Origin of the sequence: Actinacidiphila acididurans (assembly GCF_016918855.1) — a bacterium.
Classification (GTDB): Bacteria; Actinomycetota; Actinomycetes; order Streptomycetales; family Streptomycetaceae; genus Actinacidiphila; species Actinacidiphila acididurans.
The window spans coordinates 352,297-367,240 of the sequence record NZ_JADKYB010000002.1 but is presented as its reverse complement, the minus strand read 5'-3'; the positions used below and the strand labels follow the sequence as shown (position 1 = coordinate 367,240).

General features: G+C 71.0%; 12 protein-coding genes and 1 riboswitch. Of the genes, 5 read left to right on the top strand and 7 right to left on the bottom strand.

Features of this window, described 5'->3' with window-relative positions; all coding sequences use genetic code 11:
• Window positions 1-226 precede the first annotated feature (226 nt).
• Both ITX44_RS04635 and ITX44_RS04630 read left to right on the top strand, forming a co-directional pair.
• Window positions 227-1,084 (top strand): thioesterase family protein, encoded by an 858-nt coding sequence (locus tag ITX44_RS04635; protein ID WP_205355682.1) that lies wholly within the window; start codon window positions 227-229, stop codon window positions 1,082-1,084.
• A gap of 93 nt (window positions 1,085-1,177) precedes the next feature.
• A complete protein-coding gene (locus ITX44_RS04630) occupies window positions 1,178-2,344 on the top strand; it encodes a cysteine desulfurase family protein (protein WP_205355681.1) in 1,167 nt (388 codons plus the stop codon).
• A gap of 126 nt (window positions 2,345-2,470) precedes the next feature.
• Here ITX44_RS04630 and ITX44_RS04625 read toward each other — a convergent pair whose 3' ends face one another.
• From ITX44_RS04625 to ITX44_RS04605, 5 genes are all read right to left on the bottom strand, one after another.
• Window positions 2,471-3,532, bottom strand: coding sequence for an ABC transporter ATP-binding protein (locus tag ITX44_RS04625; protein WP_205355881.1), 1,062 nt, complete (start codon window positions 3,530-3,532; stop codon window positions 2,471-2,473).
• A gap of 233 nt (window positions 3,533-3,765) precedes the next feature.
• A complete protein-coding gene (locus ITX44_RS04620; protein ID WP_205355880.1) occupies window positions 3,766-4,857 on the bottom strand; it encodes an ABC transporter ATP-binding protein in 1,092 nt (363 codons plus the stop codon).
• Window positions 4,858-4,883: 26 nt separating this feature from the next.
• Complete coding sequence (locus tag ITX44_RS04615) at window positions 4,884-5,894, bottom strand: ABC transporter permease (protein ID WP_205355680.1); 1,011 nt, start codon at window positions 5,892-5,894, stop codon at window positions 4,884-4,886.
• Window positions 5,895-5,999: 105 nt separating this feature from the next.
• Window positions 6,000-7,778, bottom strand: coding sequence for an ABC transporter substrate-binding protein (locus ITX44_RS04610; protein ID WP_205355679.1), 1,779 nt, complete (start codon window positions 7,776-7,778; stop codon window positions 6,000-6,002).
• A gap of 115 nt (window positions 7,779-7,893) precedes the next feature.
• Entirely contained in the window at window positions 7,894-8,892 is a 999-nt protein-coding gene (locus ITX44_RS04605; RefSeq protein ID WP_205355678.1) for an ABC transporter permease, read from the bottom strand.
• Window positions 8,893-9,287: 395 nt separating this feature from the next.
• Between ITX44_RS04605 and ITX44_RS04600 the strand changes: the two genes are divergently transcribed.
• Window positions 9,288-10,880 (top strand): DUF885 family protein, encoded by a 1,593-nt coding sequence (locus ITX44_RS04600; protein ID WP_205355677.1) that lies wholly within the window; start codon window positions 9,288-9,290, stop codon window positions 10,878-10,880.
• A gap of 112 nt (window positions 10,881-10,992) precedes the next feature.
• Here ITX44_RS04600 and ITX44_RS04595 read toward each other — a convergent pair whose 3' ends face one another.
• Window positions 10,993-11,763: an enhanced serine sensitivity protein SseB C-terminal domain-containing protein gene (locus ITX44_RS04595; protein WP_372440829.1), complete on the bottom strand. Its 771-nt coding sequence runs from the start codon at window positions 11,761-11,763 to the stop codon at window positions 10,993-10,995.
• Between the two features lie 245 nt (window positions 11,764-12,008).
• Window positions 12,009-12,755 carry an enhanced serine sensitivity protein SseB gene (locus ITX44_RS04590; protein ID WP_236060019.1) on the bottom strand — a complete coding sequence of 249 codons (747 nt, stop codon included), beginning with the start codon at window positions 12,753-12,755 and terminating at the stop codon, window positions 12,009-12,011.
• Between the two features lie 209 nt (window positions 12,756-12,964).
• Window positions 12,965-13,062: riboswitch (glycine riboswitch) on the top strand.
• Between the two features lie 169 nt (window positions 13,063-13,231).
• Here ITX44_RS04590 and gcvT point away from each other — a divergent pair.
• Both gcvT and gcvH read left to right on the top strand, forming a co-directional pair.
• Window positions 13,232-14,377, top strand: a complete 1,146-nt coding sequence (gene gcvT / locus ITX44_RS04585; protein WP_205355675.1) for a glycine cleavage system aminomethyltransferase GcvT — start codon at window positions 13,232-13,234, stop codon at window positions 14,375-14,377.
• Window positions 14,378-14,558: 181 nt separating this feature from the next.
• On the top strand, window positions 14,559-14,939 hold the full coding sequence (gcvH, locus tag ITX44_RS04580; protein ID WP_205355674.1) for a glycine cleavage system protein GcvH: 381 nt from the start codon (window positions 14,559-14,561) through the stop codon (window positions 14,937-14,939).
• Window positions 14,940-14,944: the final 5 nt, after the last annotated feature.

Below are 14,944 nucleotides of genomic sequence, written 5' to 3'. Positions count from 1 at the left end.
CCTCCTCCGGGGTTCCCCCCGCCCATGCGGTTCGCTTTCCACCACGCGTCACAACGCCAGCCCCTTTCGGCCCACCTGTCCCACCTGCACCTTTCTTCCTCGAAAGAACCCTCGGAGAGGGGGAGCACGATGGGAGAAAGGGTGGGGGAAGAAGTGAGCGGGCGCTTAGTGTTGGGGGAGGTGGACGTTGGAGAAGGGGTTACTACTGATGGGTAGCGTTTGAGCCATGACGTACGCAGCGGCCCGCGCGGCCATCGGGGACAGTGAGTTCGACCGGGACACAAAGGCGGTGGGCCGGGCGGGGGAGCCGGGGACGTACGACATCGAGTTGTCGCCCGGGTGGGTGATCGTGTCGGCGATCAACGGCGGGTATTTGCTGGCGGTGCTGGGGCGGGCACTGCGGGAGGCGCTGCCGCATCCGGACCCGATCACGATCACGGCGCATTATTTGACGGCGTCCGCGCCAGGGCCCGCGGTGATCAGGACACAGACCGTACGGACCGGGCGGTCGATGTCGAGCGGGCAGGCGTCGCTGTTCCAGCGGGACGAGGAGGGGCGGGAGGTCGAGCGGCTGCGGGTGATCGCGGGGTACGCGGACCTCGACGCGATGCCCACGGAGGTCCGTACCGCCGCCCGGCCGCCGGACATGCCGGCCTGGGAGGAGTGCCTGGACGTGCACGGGGGGCCCGAGTCGGGCGTGATACCGGGCTCGACCGCGCTGCTCGACCGGCTGGACCTGCGGCTGGACCCGGCGACCGCGGGCTGGGCGCTGGGCTCGCCGTCGGGGGCCGGCGAGATGCGCGGCCGGCTGGGGCTGGCCGACGGGCGCGACCACGACGCGATCTCGCTGCTGCTGGCGGCGGACGCGCTGCCGCCCACCGCCCTGGACCTGGGCCTGAAGGGCTGGACGCCGACCCTGGAGCTGACCGTGCACGTACGGTCCCGTCCGGCACCCGGCCCGCTGCGAGTGGCCATCCGCACCCGGAACCTCGCCGGGGGACTGCTGGAGGAGGACACCGAGATCTGGGACAGCGCGGACCGACTGGTGGCCCAGGCACGGCAGCTCGCCCGGGCGCCGCGCTAGCACCCGTCGAGCGCCCCGCGGCAGGGCCCGGCGACGGGTCCACCGACCGGGCCCGCTCCGGCCGGGCGGGGGCGACCGTAGAATCGGAGAACCATGGTCTACCTCGATCACGCCGCCACCACGCCCATGATCCCGGAGGCGGTGCGGGCTATGACCGCACACCTCACGGTGACAGGGAACGCCTCGTCGCTGCACGCCGCCGGCCGGCAGGCCCGCCGTACCGTCGAGGAGGCCAGAGAATCGCTCGCCGCCGCGCTCGGCGCGCGGCCCAGCGAAATCGTGTTCACCGGCGGCGGCACCGAGTCCGACAACCTGGCGGTCAAGGGCCTGTTCTGGGCCCGGCGGGGGGCCGACCCGCGCCGGGTGCGGGTGCTGGCCAGCCCGGTGGAGCACCACGCCGTGCTCGACGCGGTGTACTGGCTGGCCGACCACGAGGGCGCGGTCGTGGAGTGGCTCCCGGTGGACCCGTACGGCAGGGTGCTGCCCGAGACCCTGCGCGCCGCGCTGGAACGCTGTCCCGAGGACGTCGCCCTGATCACCGCGATGTGGGCGAACAACGAGGTCGGAACGATTCTGCCGATCCGCGAACTGGTCGAGGTCGCATCGGAGTTCGGGGTGCCGATGCACTCCGACGCGGTGCAGGCGTTCGGCCAGGCGAAGGTGGACTTCGCCGCCAGCGGGCTGGACGCCATGACGGTGACCGCGCACAAGGTCGGCGGCCCGTACGGCGTCGGCGCGCTGCTGCTGCGCCGCGAGGACACCCCCGTACCGCTGCTGCACGGCGGCCTCCAGGAGCGCAGCCGGTCCGGGACGCTGGACGTGCCGGCCATCGCCTCCTTCGCGACCGCGGCCGCGCTCGCCGCCAAGCGCCGGTCCGAGTTCGCCCGCGAGGTGGCCGCGCTGCGCGACGAGCTGGTCCGCGCGGTACGGGCGGCCGTGCCCGACGTGGTGCTCAACGGCGACCCCTCCCCCGAGGGCCGGCTGCCGGCCAACGCGCACTTCAGCTTCCCCAGTTGCGACGGCGACGCGCTCCTGCTCCTGCTCGACGCACAGGGCATCGCCTGCTCCACCGGTTCGGCCTGCACCGCGGGCGTGGCCCAGCCCAGCCATGTGCTGCTCGCCATGGGCCAGCCGCCCGAACTGGCCCGCGCCACCCTGCGGTTCACCCTCGGCCACACCACCACCGCCGACGACATCACCGCGGTCGCCAAGGCCATCGGCCCGGCCGTGGAGCGCGCCCGCGCCGCCGGCCAGATGTAGCCGCACGACAAATCATGACAAATCCGCATAACCAAGCGGCAGACGCAGCCGTACGAAAAGGGGCGGCACCGGAAGATCCGGTGCCGCCCCTTCGTCGTTCCTGCGCCAAGCCGCCCGCTACGCCCGCTACTTGCCCGGCGCCTGGTCGGGCGCGTTCTCCGGGTGGTGGCAGGCCACCTTGTGGCCGGTGGACAGCGTGGCCAGCGGCGGCTCGATGGTCTTGCAGATCTCCGTCGCCTTCCAGCACCGGGTGTGGAAGCGGCAGCCCTTGGGCGGCGCGATCGGCGAGGGCACGTCACCCGTGAGCAGGATGCGGCCACCGGCACTCGCCGGGGAACCCTCGCTCTTGGCGGCGGGGGCGTCCCCGTCGCTCTCGGTCGCGGTGGTCACCCGCTGCTGGCGGCGCTTGGGGTCCGGCACCGGCACCGCGGACAGCAGCGCCGTGGTGTACGGGTGGTAGGGCGCGGAGTAGAGCGACTCGCGGTCGGCCAGCTCCACGATCTTGCCCAGGTACATCACCGCGATCCGGTCCGATACGTGCCGGATGACCGACAGGTCGTGGGCGATGATCACGTAGGTGAGGCCCAGTTCCTTCTGGAGGTCGTCCAGCAGGTTGACCACCTGCGCCTGGATGGACACGTCGAGCGCGGAGACCGGCTCGTCGGCCACCACCAGCTTGGGCTTGAGCGCCAGCGCCCGGGCGATGCCGATGCGCTGCCGCTGCCCGCCGGAGAACTCGTGCGGGTAGCGGTTGTAGTGCTCCGGGCTCAGGCCCACCAGCTCCAGGAGCTGCTGGACCTCCTTCTTCACCCCGCCCTCGGTGGCCACCTTCTGCAGCCGGAAGGGCGCCCCGACGATGGTGCCTATGGTGTGCCGGGGGTTGAGCGAGGAGTACGGGTCCTGGAAGATCATCTGCACGTCGCGGCGCAGCGGCCGCATCGCGCCGACGGACAGGTGCGTGATGTCCCGGCCCTCGAACTCGATCTTTCCGCCGGTCGGCTCCAGCAGGCGGGTGATCAGCCGGCCCATGGTCGACTTGCCGCAGCCGGACTCGCCGACGACACCGAGCGTCTCGCCCGCGTTGATCTCGAAGTCCAGCCCGTCCACCGCCTGCACGGCGCCGACCTGGCGGCGCAGCAGGCCCTTGGTGATCGGGAAGTGCTTGACCAGCCCGGTCACCCTCAGCAGCGGCTCCCCCGACGGCTTGCGCTCGGCGGCGGCCGCGGCGGTGGGCTCCGGCGCCTTGGGCTGCGCGTCGTCCTTCGGCTGCGCGTCGTCCTTCGGCTGCGCGTCGTCCTTCGGCTGCGCGTCGTCCTTCGGCTGCGCGGTGCCCTGCGGCTGCTCGGGCGCGGCGTTCTTCTCCAGCGGGGTCTTCGCCGGGGTCTTCGACACGGCGCTTTCCTGGCCCTTCACAACATCGCTCACAGCTTCGGCTCTATCTCTTCGGCCCAGATCCGGGCGCGATCGTCCACCGACAGGTGGCAGGCGGCCAGATGACCGGCGCCCACCTCGGCCAGCTCGGGGACGACCGACTCGGAGGATCCGCCTGTCAGTGCGGCGTACGGACAGCGCGGGTGGAAGGCGCAGCCGGACGGCACGTTGATCAGGCTGGGCGGGGCGCCCTTGACCGGGTTGAGCCGGTCGCTGCGCTCCCGGTCCAGTCGCGGCATCGAGCCGAGCAGACCCCAGGTGTACGGGTGCCGCGGCTGGGTGAACACCTCGGCGGCGGTGCCGCGCTCCACGGCCCGGCCGGCGTACATCACCAGCAGGTCGTCGGCGACCTCGGCGACCACGCCCAGGTCGTGGGTGATCATGACGACCGCGGAGCCGAACTCCTTCTGCAGGTCCCGGATCAGGTCCAGGATCTGCGCCTGCACGGTCACGTCGAGCGCGGTGGTCGGCTCGTCCGCGATGAGCAGTTCGGGGTTGTTGACCAGCGACATGGCGATCATCGCGCGCTGCCGCATGCCGCCGGAGAACTGGTGCGGGTAGTCCTTGAACCGCTTGCGCGGCTCGGGGATGCCCACCCGGTCCAGCATCTCCACGGCCCGCTCGGTGGCGACCTTCTTGGAGACCTTGTTGTGCACCCGGTACGCCTCGACGATCTGCGCGCCCACCGTGTAGTAGGGGTGCATCGCCGACAGCGGGTCCTGGAAGATCATCGCCATCTTGCGGCCGCGCAGCCGGCGGACGTGGTCCGGGCCGGCGCCGACCAGCTCCTCGCCGTCCAGCCAGACCTCGCCGGTGATCCGGGCCCGCTTGGTGCGGTGCAGGCCCATGATGCCCAGCGACGTGACGGACTTGCCGGAGCCGGACTCGCCGACGATGCCGAGGGTGCGGCCGCGCGCCAGGTCGAAGCTGATCCCGTCGACGGACTTGACCAGGCCGTCGTCGGTGTCGAAGTGGATACGCAGGTCCCGGACCGACAGGAAGGCGTCGCCGGCGGGCGGCGCGGACGCCGCCACCGGTTCGCCGACCGCGGCCGGCGCGTCCTCCTTCTTGGCGGTGGACACCTTCTGCTCGCCGCTGCCTTCGGTGCTCACGAGTACCTCACTCGGGGGTCGATGGCGGCGTACAGGAGGTCCACCAGGAGGTTGCAGATGACGATGAAGGTGGCGGCGACCATGGTCACGCCCATGACGATCGGCAGGTCGTTGCCGACGATGCCGTCCACGGCGTAGGCGCCGACGCCCTTGAAGGAGAAGACACTCTCGGTGAGCACCGCGCCGCCGATCAGCAGGCCGAAGTCCATGCCGAAGATGGTCACGATCGGGGAGAGCGCGGCCCGCAGGCCGTGCTTGCCGACCACCACCCGCTCGGGCAGGCCCTTGGCACGGGCGGTGCGGATGTAGTCCTCGCCCATGGTCTCCAGCATCCCCGCTCTGGTGAGCCGGGCGTAGAGCGCCGAATAGAGGAAGGCCAGGCTGACCCATGGCAGGACCAGGTTCCAGGCCCATTGGGCTGGGTTCGAGGTGAAGCTGACGTATTGGACGTTCTTCCAGATGACCCACTTGTAGGAGAACAGTCCCAGCAGCACCAGACCGGTGAAGAAGATCGGCAGCGACACGCCCGCCAGGGCCACGCCCATGGACAGCCGGTCGATGATGGAGCCGCGCTTGAGGGCGGACAGCACGCCGATGGCCACTCCGGAGACGACCCAGATCACCGCGGCACCGATGGCCAGCGAGAAGGTGATCGGGATGCGCCGCTTGATCTCGGGCCACACCTCGATGTGGTTCTTGAAGGAGTAGCCGAAGCAGGGGCGGTGGCAGTAGGCGGCGTCGGGGCCGAACTTGTAGTGCGCGCCCGCGACGATGGCCTTGATGAAGTGCCAGTACTGCTCGTACAGGGGCAGGTCCAGGCCCAGGTTCTTCTTGACCGCGGCGATGGACTCCGGGTTGGCGTCCTTGCCGACGTACTGGGTGGCGAGCTGAGTGGTGGTCTGCCCGCCCAGCTTGGGCACCCAGAAGAAGATCAAGAAGGTGACCGCGCTGACGACCAGCACCAGGAATATCGCGGCGATCACGCGTCGGATGATGTACGCAGTCACAGCGGGTCGGCGCCGGGGCCGCCGGACCGGATGTCGTCCGGTCCGGCGGACCCCGAAGCCTTCACCTGCCTTCCGGTGTTCGGGTTCGTTCGGTGCGTGCTCTGCTTACTTGGAGGAGCTGAGCAGCAGGTAGTCGTACATGCCCAGGTACGCCTGGGTAACGGTGACGTTGGTCGCCGAGTCCGGGCGGTACAGCAGGTTCTTGCGGTAGATCAGCGGCACCACGGTGGCGGTGTCCAGGACCATCTTGTCGATCTGACCCCACGCCTGGGTACGGGCGGTGGCGTCGGTGTTCGCGATGGCGTCCGACAGGGCCTTGTTGATGGCCGGGTCGTTCAGCTCCTGGATGTTGTTGCCGCCGGAGGGCTTGATGGCGCTGCCGTCGACGATCTGGTCCAGGAAGCCGTAGCCGGTCGGCCAGTCGGCGCCCCACGCGGTCAGCATCAGGCCGAGCTGGTGCTGGTGCACGTAGGAGGGCACACCCGCGAAGTTCGAGAAGTACTTGCCCGACGGGTAGCTCTTGATGTTGACCGTGATGCCGACCTGCTTGAGCGAGTTCTGGATCGCGGTCGCCTCGGCCATCTCGGCGGGACGGTCGTTACGGGCGGTCAGGTTGGTGGTGAAGCCACCCGCCTTGCCGCACGCGGTCAGCGACGCCTTGGCCTTGGCCACGTCGCCCTTGCCGCCCGCGCTCGGGTACTCGTCGAACTTCGTGTAGCCGCTGACGGTCGGCGGGAGCAGCGTGGTGGCCACGTCACCCTTGACCGGGCCGCCGATCGCGGTCTGCACCGAGGTCTTGTCGATCGCGTACTCGATGGCCTTGCGGCAGTCGATGTTGTTGAACGGCGCGACGTTCTGGTTGATCGCCAGGTACGAAGTGGCGCCGGCGTACGAGTCGTCGGTGTTCTTCGCGTACTTGGGACCGATCACCTTGGCCTGGGTGTTGGACTGCACACCCGTGCCGCCGGAGTCGACGGTGTCGTTGCCGGCGATCAGGTTGTTGTCGATCGTGTTCGCGTTGACCTTGAACTTGATCTTGATCTCGTTCGGCAGGGCCTTGCGGACCGGGTCGCTCGACTGCTGCCACTGCGGGTTGCGCACCAGGTCCGCGCCGACGCCGTCCTCGTAGGAGGCGAACTTGTACGGGCCAGAGGAGACGATGTGCTTGACGTAGTCGGCGCCGGTGTCCTTGGCCTGCGGGACGGGGGCCGTCTGCGAGAAGGTCGCCAGGTAGTCGAAGTCCGCGAAGGGCTTCGCCAGGTGGAAGACGATGGTGGTGTCGTCCGGGGTGGCGATGGACGCGATCCCGTTCGGGTTCTTGTCCTTGTACGGACCCTGGTACTTGTCACCGCCCTGCAGGTACGCCTTGAAGTACGTCGGGCCGTTGGACAGGGCCTCGGGCGCGAAGTTGCTGCGCTCGATCGCGTACTTGATGTCCTTGGTGGTGATCGGCGTGCCGTCGTCGTACTTCAGGCCCGGACGGATGTGGTACGTCCAGGTCTTGGCGTCGGCGCTGGCCTGGCCGAGACCGGTGGCCAGGTCGGGAACGACCGTGAGGCCGTCCTTGCCGGCGGCCGGCTTGAAGGTGAGCAGAGTACGCGCGTAGAGGCGCGAGAAGTTCTGCACCCAGCCGTAGTACGTGTTGCCCGGGTCCAGGGAGTCCGGCACGTCGGAGTTCTCCATGGTCACCGTGCCGCCCTTGGTGCTGGAGGCGTTCACGATGCCGGTGAGAGCGGCGTCCTTGGCGGCCGCGGCGGACGAGCCGCCGCTCTTCTTGCCGCCGTTGTCGCTGCTCTTGGAATTGCTACTGCTGCTGCACGCGGATGCTCCCAGGGCCAGTGCCGTGGCAAGCGCCAGCGCCGCTGTCGCTTTTCTGCTGTTCATGCCGAGGAAAGCCTCCAGATCGGTGTTCTCGGTGCCTGCCGCGGGACGTCCGGGCCAGGCCAGTCAGATCGTTCTCGGTGGTCCATGGTGTCGACGAGGCCGGTGCCGTCGTCGCTCACTTGCTGCGCGGGTCCAGTGCGTCCCGCAGTCCGTCGCCCAGCAAGTTGAACGCGAGCACCGTGATGAAGATCGCCAAACCGGGGACGATCATGAACTCCGGGTCCGCGTAGAACACGTCGACGGCCGAATTGAGCATGCCGCCCCACGATGCCTGGGGAGGCGCGATACCGACGCCGAGGAAGCTCAGCGCCGCCTCGAAGAGGATGTTGGTCGGGATCAGCAGCGTCGAGTAGACGAGGATCGGCGCGACCAGGTTCGGCATCAGTTCCTTGAACAGGATGTACGGCCCGCGGGCCCCCATGCTGCGGGCGGCCTCGACGAACTCCCGCTCCCGCAGGCTGAGCGTCTGGCCGCGCACGATCCGGCCCATGTAGGGCCAGTTGAAGAAACCGATGACGAAGATGAGGACGGCAATCCGCAGCTTCAGGCCGTTGAGGCCGAACGCGCCGTCCTGCAGCGAGGCGGAGATGGAGATGGAGAACAGCAGCAGCGGGAACGCCAGGAAGGTGTCCATGGCCCGGCTGATCACGCTGTCCACCCAGCCGCCGTAGTAGCCGGCGATCACCCCGAGCACGGCGCCGATGACCACCGACAGCAGGGTCGCCCCGGTCGCCACCACCATCGACACCCAGGAGCCCTCGATGATGCGGGCCAGCAGGTCGCGGCCGAACTGCGGGTCGACGCCCAACGGGTGCGCCAGACTCATCCCGCCGAAACCGCCCTTGGGAACGGTGGTGGAGGGGTCGAGCAGATCCTGGTGGAAGGCGTTGGGATCGAGGTTGAAGATCGCCTCGGTCGGCTTGGCGAGGATCGCCATCAGGATGAGCAGGATGACCACGACCCCGCCGGCCATCGCCACCTTGTCGCGCTTGAAGCGCGTCCAGGCGATACGACCGAGGGACCGCCCTTCGATCGTCTTCCGGCCCGCCCCTTCAAGGATGGCCTCGGGCTGAGCCCCGGCCTGCCCAGGGGTGGTCTCTATCGGTGCGGTCATGGTGAAGCTGACCCCTCTCGCCGGCGGGTTACCGGCGCGCGCCCGCCGCTGTAGCGGCTTCATTCAATCAGTCGTGCGGTACTGCTCGATGCTGCGGGTGGTACCAACGTGGTTGAACTGCAGGGTGTAACTGGCCTTGCTGGACGTGCAGTTGTGTCGGAAGGTGTGCGTTTCTGCCGACCGTGCACAGGGTACGGGTTACGACACGTGCCCTCTGCCGGTGGATTCTTGTGCGGGTTGGCGATCACCCGCCAGACCTGGCAGGGAAGGGATGCGCAACTGTGATGTGGTGATTCTTCGTCCGTTACCGACGCGTACCTCCTGCGCCGGGCGGTCCGGGGGACCCCCACTGGGCCTGACGGCCTAGGCGACGCCCAGCGGGGTACGGTCTGGTGGTGAACGATCGCCTGCGCGCGGTATGCGACCTGATGATGCCGGTTTCCCGGGAAATGGCGGGCCTGCACGAGTACGACGGGCGGGTGCAGGACCTGTCCCCCGACGGGGTGCGGGCGGGCCTGCTCGCCCTCGCCGCGGCCGGCCGCGGCGGCCCGCTGGAGGACCCGCGCGAGGAGGCCCACCTGGCGGTCTTCGAGGAGTCCCTGAGGGTCCAGTACGGCGCGCTGGAGCTGCACCGCCGCGACCCGTACCCGCACCTGTCCAACCTCGAACTCGCCTGCTACGACCGGGAGTACGCCCGCCGCAAGGAGCGCAGGAAGGCCCGCCGGGCGCACCTTTCGCAGTGGCCGGACGCCATCAGCGGATCACTGGCATCACTGGATCAGGTGAGCGCGCCGGTCGCCGAGGCGCTGCTGGGCGCGGCCCGCGGCCTGGCGGTCGGCCTGGACCCGTCGGACGGCCCCGAGGAGGCCGCGGCCCTGCGCGCCCACGCCCGGCTGGTGGCGCACCTGGAGCGCGCCGCGCGGCACGGCGACCCCGACCCGCGGCTGGGCGGCCCGGCCCTGGCCGCGATGATGGGCGCCGCCGAGGGGCTGCCGGTGGACCTGGACGCGCTGGCCCGGGCCGCCGAGCGGGAGCGGGAGCGGCTGACCGAGCTGCTCACCGAGTCCTGCCGGGCGCTGGACCCGCACCGCGGCGTGGACGAGCTGGTCCCGGCGCTGCTGGCCGACCACCCGGACGCCGACCACGTGATCAGCGAGGCCGCCCGGCTCACCGACGAGGTCATCGACTTCGCCCGCGACCACGCGCTGGCGCCCTACCTGGACGGGGAGTGCCTGGTCGGCCCGGCCCCGGCCTCCCGCCGCTGGGCGATGGCGATGATGACCTGGGCCGCCCCCGGCGAGCGCGAGGCGCCGTCCTGGTACCACGTGACCCCGCCCGAGCCGGACTGGCCGGCCGAGGAGCGCGAGGAGTGGCTCAGCGTCTTCTCCCGCACCAGCCTGCCGTCGATCACCGTCCACGAAGTTGCCCCCGGCCACTTCGCGCACGGCAGGGCGCTGCGCCGGGTGCCGGGCACGGTGCGCCGCTCCCTGCACAGCCTGGCCTTCACCGAGGGCTGGGCGCACTACGTCGAGGAGGTCTGCCTGGAGGAGGGCTTCCGGGCCCGCGACCCGCGCTTCGCGGTCGGCGTGGCCCTGGAGGCGCTGGTCCGGGTCACCCGGCTCACGGTGGCCATCGGGCTGCACTCCGGGACGCTCTCGCCCGCCGAGGCCACCGCGCTGTTCGTCCGCGACGCCCACCTGGCCCCCTCCGCGGCCGCCTCCGAGACCCGCCGGGGCACCTTCGACGCCGGCTACGGCCGCTACACCTGGGGCAAGCTGGAGATCATGCGGCTGCGGAAGAAGGCCCGCAAGGCCTGGGGCCGGGACTTCTCGCTGCCGCGCTTCCACGCCGCGCTGCTCGGGCTGGGCAGCCCGCCGCTCGGCCTGATGGCCGCGGCCCTGGAGGCGGCACCCGATGGACCTTCGGGGAACGGCCCGAAGCGCAAGGAACACAAGGAGCACAAGGAACACAAGCGGCACGGCGATTGACGGACCGTGGTGCCCGGATCGGCCTTCCCCCATGGCCTTCGGCACGGGAGGTGCCCCCGGCCCGGCCGGAGTCACGCAGCCGGCAGCAGGTCGGCAGCGAGTGAGCAGCCGGTCAGTAGCCGCGCGCCGGCCCCCACGCCGGCCCGCCGCCGTACGCCTCACGGTCGAAGAACGGCGGCCCCGCGGCCCGCATCCACATCGCCACCGGGTCGTACGGATCGGCCATCGCCACCGTGGAGACCGCGACACCGTCCGGGACGCCCCCGACGGCCTGCTGCATCATCCGCCGCACCGACTCCACCGCCCGCGGCGTCCCGTCGTACACCTCGACGCCGACCGCCAGATACGGCTCGCCCAGCGCCGGCTGCACCCAGGCGCGGCGCAGCGACCGTACCGCCGGAGTGCGCCCGGCAGCCTGCGCCAGCAGCGCGTAGAACTGCGGGATCTGCAGGGTCGGTTCGGCGATCCGCAGCGGTCCGGCCGGCAGCAGGTCCAGGCCGACCGCGATACGCCGCAGATCCAGCCACGGGATGCCGACCCCGCCGCCGGCCGCGTGCGGATTCAGCCACAGGCCGCACCGATCCGGGTAGAGGGTCAGCGCGACGTCCCGGCCGGAGACCACCTCGTGCTCCCGGGTCCAGCCGCTGGCGGCCAGCTCCCGCGGCGAGGTGAAGCAGGGCGCGTATCCGTGGCCGTCGACCTCCATGCTGCCGTACTGCGCGTCCGGCGAGCCCGGGGCGCCGTGCCACAGCAGCATCCACACCTGTCCCCCGGCCAGTGACGCGAGCAGGTTCTCGTACGCGTCGAAGCGGCCGGGTGCCACCTGGAGCAGCATCTGCTCCACATGCCCGGCCGCCGCGCCGCCTTGCGCGCCCGCGATCACGTGGGACCGCCCCTTCCCCTCGTCGGGTCGTCTTGTCGTGTCTCGTCGTTTCTCGTCGGCCATCAAATCAGGTCGAGTGTTCCCGACGGAACGCTGATCGACTCAAGCCGTCGCGTCTAAATGAGCCCTATACAACCCGTATACGCCGGCGGCGCCCGGACCCCTCCCGGACCTGCGGCGGTACGGTCCGCGGTCCGGCGCCGGGCCGCCGCGCGCGGGCGGCCCGGTTCCGGCTCAGGCCCGGCTCAGTCCCGGCCGTAGAACGGCCGCACGGCCTCCAGCATCCAGTCCCCCACCGGGTCCTGGGCGACGTCGAGCAGGATCAGGTGCACCTGCCAGGGCAGCGGCACCGCGCCCAGGGCCCGGCCGAGGGCGTCCATGGCGGCGGCCCGGTCCTCATCCTGCCAGCGGTCCAGCTCCACCCCGACGAACAGCGCGGGCGGTTCCTCCTCCACCGCGGCCAGCGCGCGGCGGGCGCTGAGCACCACCGGAGTCACGGCGAACTCGGCCGCGGCGGCGGCCAGGAAGTCCACCGGCTCGTCCGCGTGGTCCGGCTGCCACAGCCGCACCCGGGCGCCGGAGGGCATGTCCCGGCCACGTACCGGACGGCACAGCTCGGCCACCGCGGCCGGCGGCAGCGGCACCCCGACCGCCCCGCCCGGGTTCACCGCGATCCCCACCATGGGCGGCAGGCCGCGGGCGAACTCCGTCACCGGCGCGACCGTGCACGACATGCCCTCGGCGGCCTGCCGGAACTGCTGCTCGGAGCTGAACACCGGCACGTACGGCGCGCCGCCGAGCTCCACGGTGGGCAGATCGAGGTCGGTCGCGTCCGGCGTGCCGCCGTTGGGCAGCGGCACCCACACCTCGGACCGGCCGAGCACCTCCAGCAGCCGGGGGGTGGCCGAGGGATTGCCCACGCTCGCGCTGAGCACCTCTTCCAGCTCGTTGGCCGGCCATATGTAAGGCATGTACGGTGCCGGATTCTCCATCGTGGTACCTTTTCGTCGCCCGCAAAGGGCCGGTTCGGGCTGGACCGCAGCCATTTGGTTGGAAGCCCCCCACCTTGTGCTGGGGGAGCGGAGTCACGTCCACCCTTGTCCGCCATGTGCGGACAAACTGTAGCGGTTGACGGCGGCCGGGCGCGGGTGACGTGCCCGGCCATGCAATGATGGGCGGCACAACCCACATAACGGCCGTTGGAGGCCGCGCGGGAGAGTTCCGTCCCCAGGCGGGGACGGGCGCCGAAGGAGCAAGTCCTCCCTTGAATCTCTCAGGCACCGATACCGCGCGGACGAGGCAGATCTGGAAAGCGGAGGGGCTCCGGCTCCTCTCACCCAAGGTGCAAGCCGTGCCCCCCAGGGGTCACGGTGAACCTCTCAGGTTCCGATGACAGATGGGGAGGCCGTGTCCTACCGGCCTTGCATCCGTATCTCCGTGAACCCGTCCTGCTGGGAGCCGATCGCCGATGAGCCAGTCCCCGAGCCCGTCTCCGTCCACGAGTGAGCCGCGCCGTACCGCTCTGGACGCGCTGCACCGCGCCCTGGGCGCCACCATGACCGACTTCGCGGGCTGGGACATGCCGCTGCGCTACACCAGTGAGCGCGAGGAGCACCAGGCCGTCCGCACCCGGGCCGGGCTGTTCGACCTGTCGCACATGGGCGAGATCACCCTGACCGGCCCGCAGGCCGGCGAGGCGCTCGACCACGCCCTGGTCGGCCACCTGTCCGCGCTCGCCGTGGGCCGCGCCCGTTACACCATGATCTGCGCCCCCGACGGCGGCATCCTGGACGACCTGATCGTCTACCGGCTGGCCGAGCGGGAGTACCTGGTGGTGGCCAACGCGTCCAACGCGCAGACCGTGCTGGACGCGCTCACCGAGCGGGCGCAGGGCTTCGACGCCGCCGTACGCGACGACCGGGACGCGTACGCGCTGCTGGCCGTCCAGGGCCCGCAGGCCCCGGCGATCCTCGCCTCGCTCACCGACGCCGACCTGGTCGGCCTGAAGTACTACGCGGGCCTGCCCGGCACGGTCGCCGGGGTGCCCGCGCTGATCGCCCGTACCGGCTACACCGGCGAGGACGGCTTCGAGCTGTTCGTGGCACCGGAGCACGCCGAGCCGCTGTGGCAGGCGCTCACCGAGGCGGGTGAGTCGTCCGGGCTCGTGCCGTGCGGGCTGTCCTGCCGGGACACGCTGCGCCTGGAGGCGGGCATGCCGCTGTACGGGCACGAGCTGACCGCCGAGGTCACGCCCTTCGACGCGGGGCTCGGCCGGGTGGTGAAGTTCGACAAGCCGGGTGACTTCGTGGGCCGTGACGCGCTGGCGATCGCCGCGGAGAAGGCGGCCGCCACTCCGCCGCGCCGACTGGTCGGGCTGATCGCCGAGGGGCGCCGGGTGCCGCGGGCCGGCTTCCGGGTCACCGACGGCTCGGGCACGGCGATCGGCGAGGTCACCTCGGGCGCCCCCTCCCCCACCCTGGGGGTGCCGATCGCGATGGCGTACGTGGACGCGTCGCACGCCGAGCCCGGCACGGCGGGGGTCGCGGTGGACATCCGCGGCTCGCTGGAGCCGCACCGGGTGGTGGCGCTGCCGTTCTACACGCGGGCCCGCTGAGTCCTTCGGGCCGGTCGCCTCGGGTCCTTCGGGGCTCCGGTCGGGCCGGCTGCCGGGCCTTCCGTCGGGCCGGTCGTGAGACCAGCCGCTGACCAGGCCGTCCTTCTGATTTTTCCCGCTTTACGTCCATACGGCCGCCGCCTTTGCGCGGGTGCCCCGCTCCATCCGGGAGAATTCCGTCATGAGCATCAACCCTGAGACGCTGCGCTACAGCAAGGAACACGAGTGGCTGTCCGCCCCCGAGGCCGGGGTCGCCACCGTGGGCATCACCTCGCACGCCGCCGACGCGCTCGGTGACGTCGTCTTCGTCCAGCTTCCCGAGGTCGGCGCGGCCGTCACCGCGGGTGAGGCGTGCGGCGAGCTGGAGTCCACCAAGTCGGTCAGCGAGCTGTACTCGCCGGTGTCGGGCGAGGTCACCGAGGTCAACCAGGACGTGGTGGACGACCCGTCGCTGGTGAACTCGGCGCCCTTCGAGGGCGGCTGGCTGTTCCGGGTGCGGGTGGCCGACGGCGACGCGGAGCTGCTGTCCGCGGCCGAGTACGACGCGTTCATCGCCGAGTGAACGGA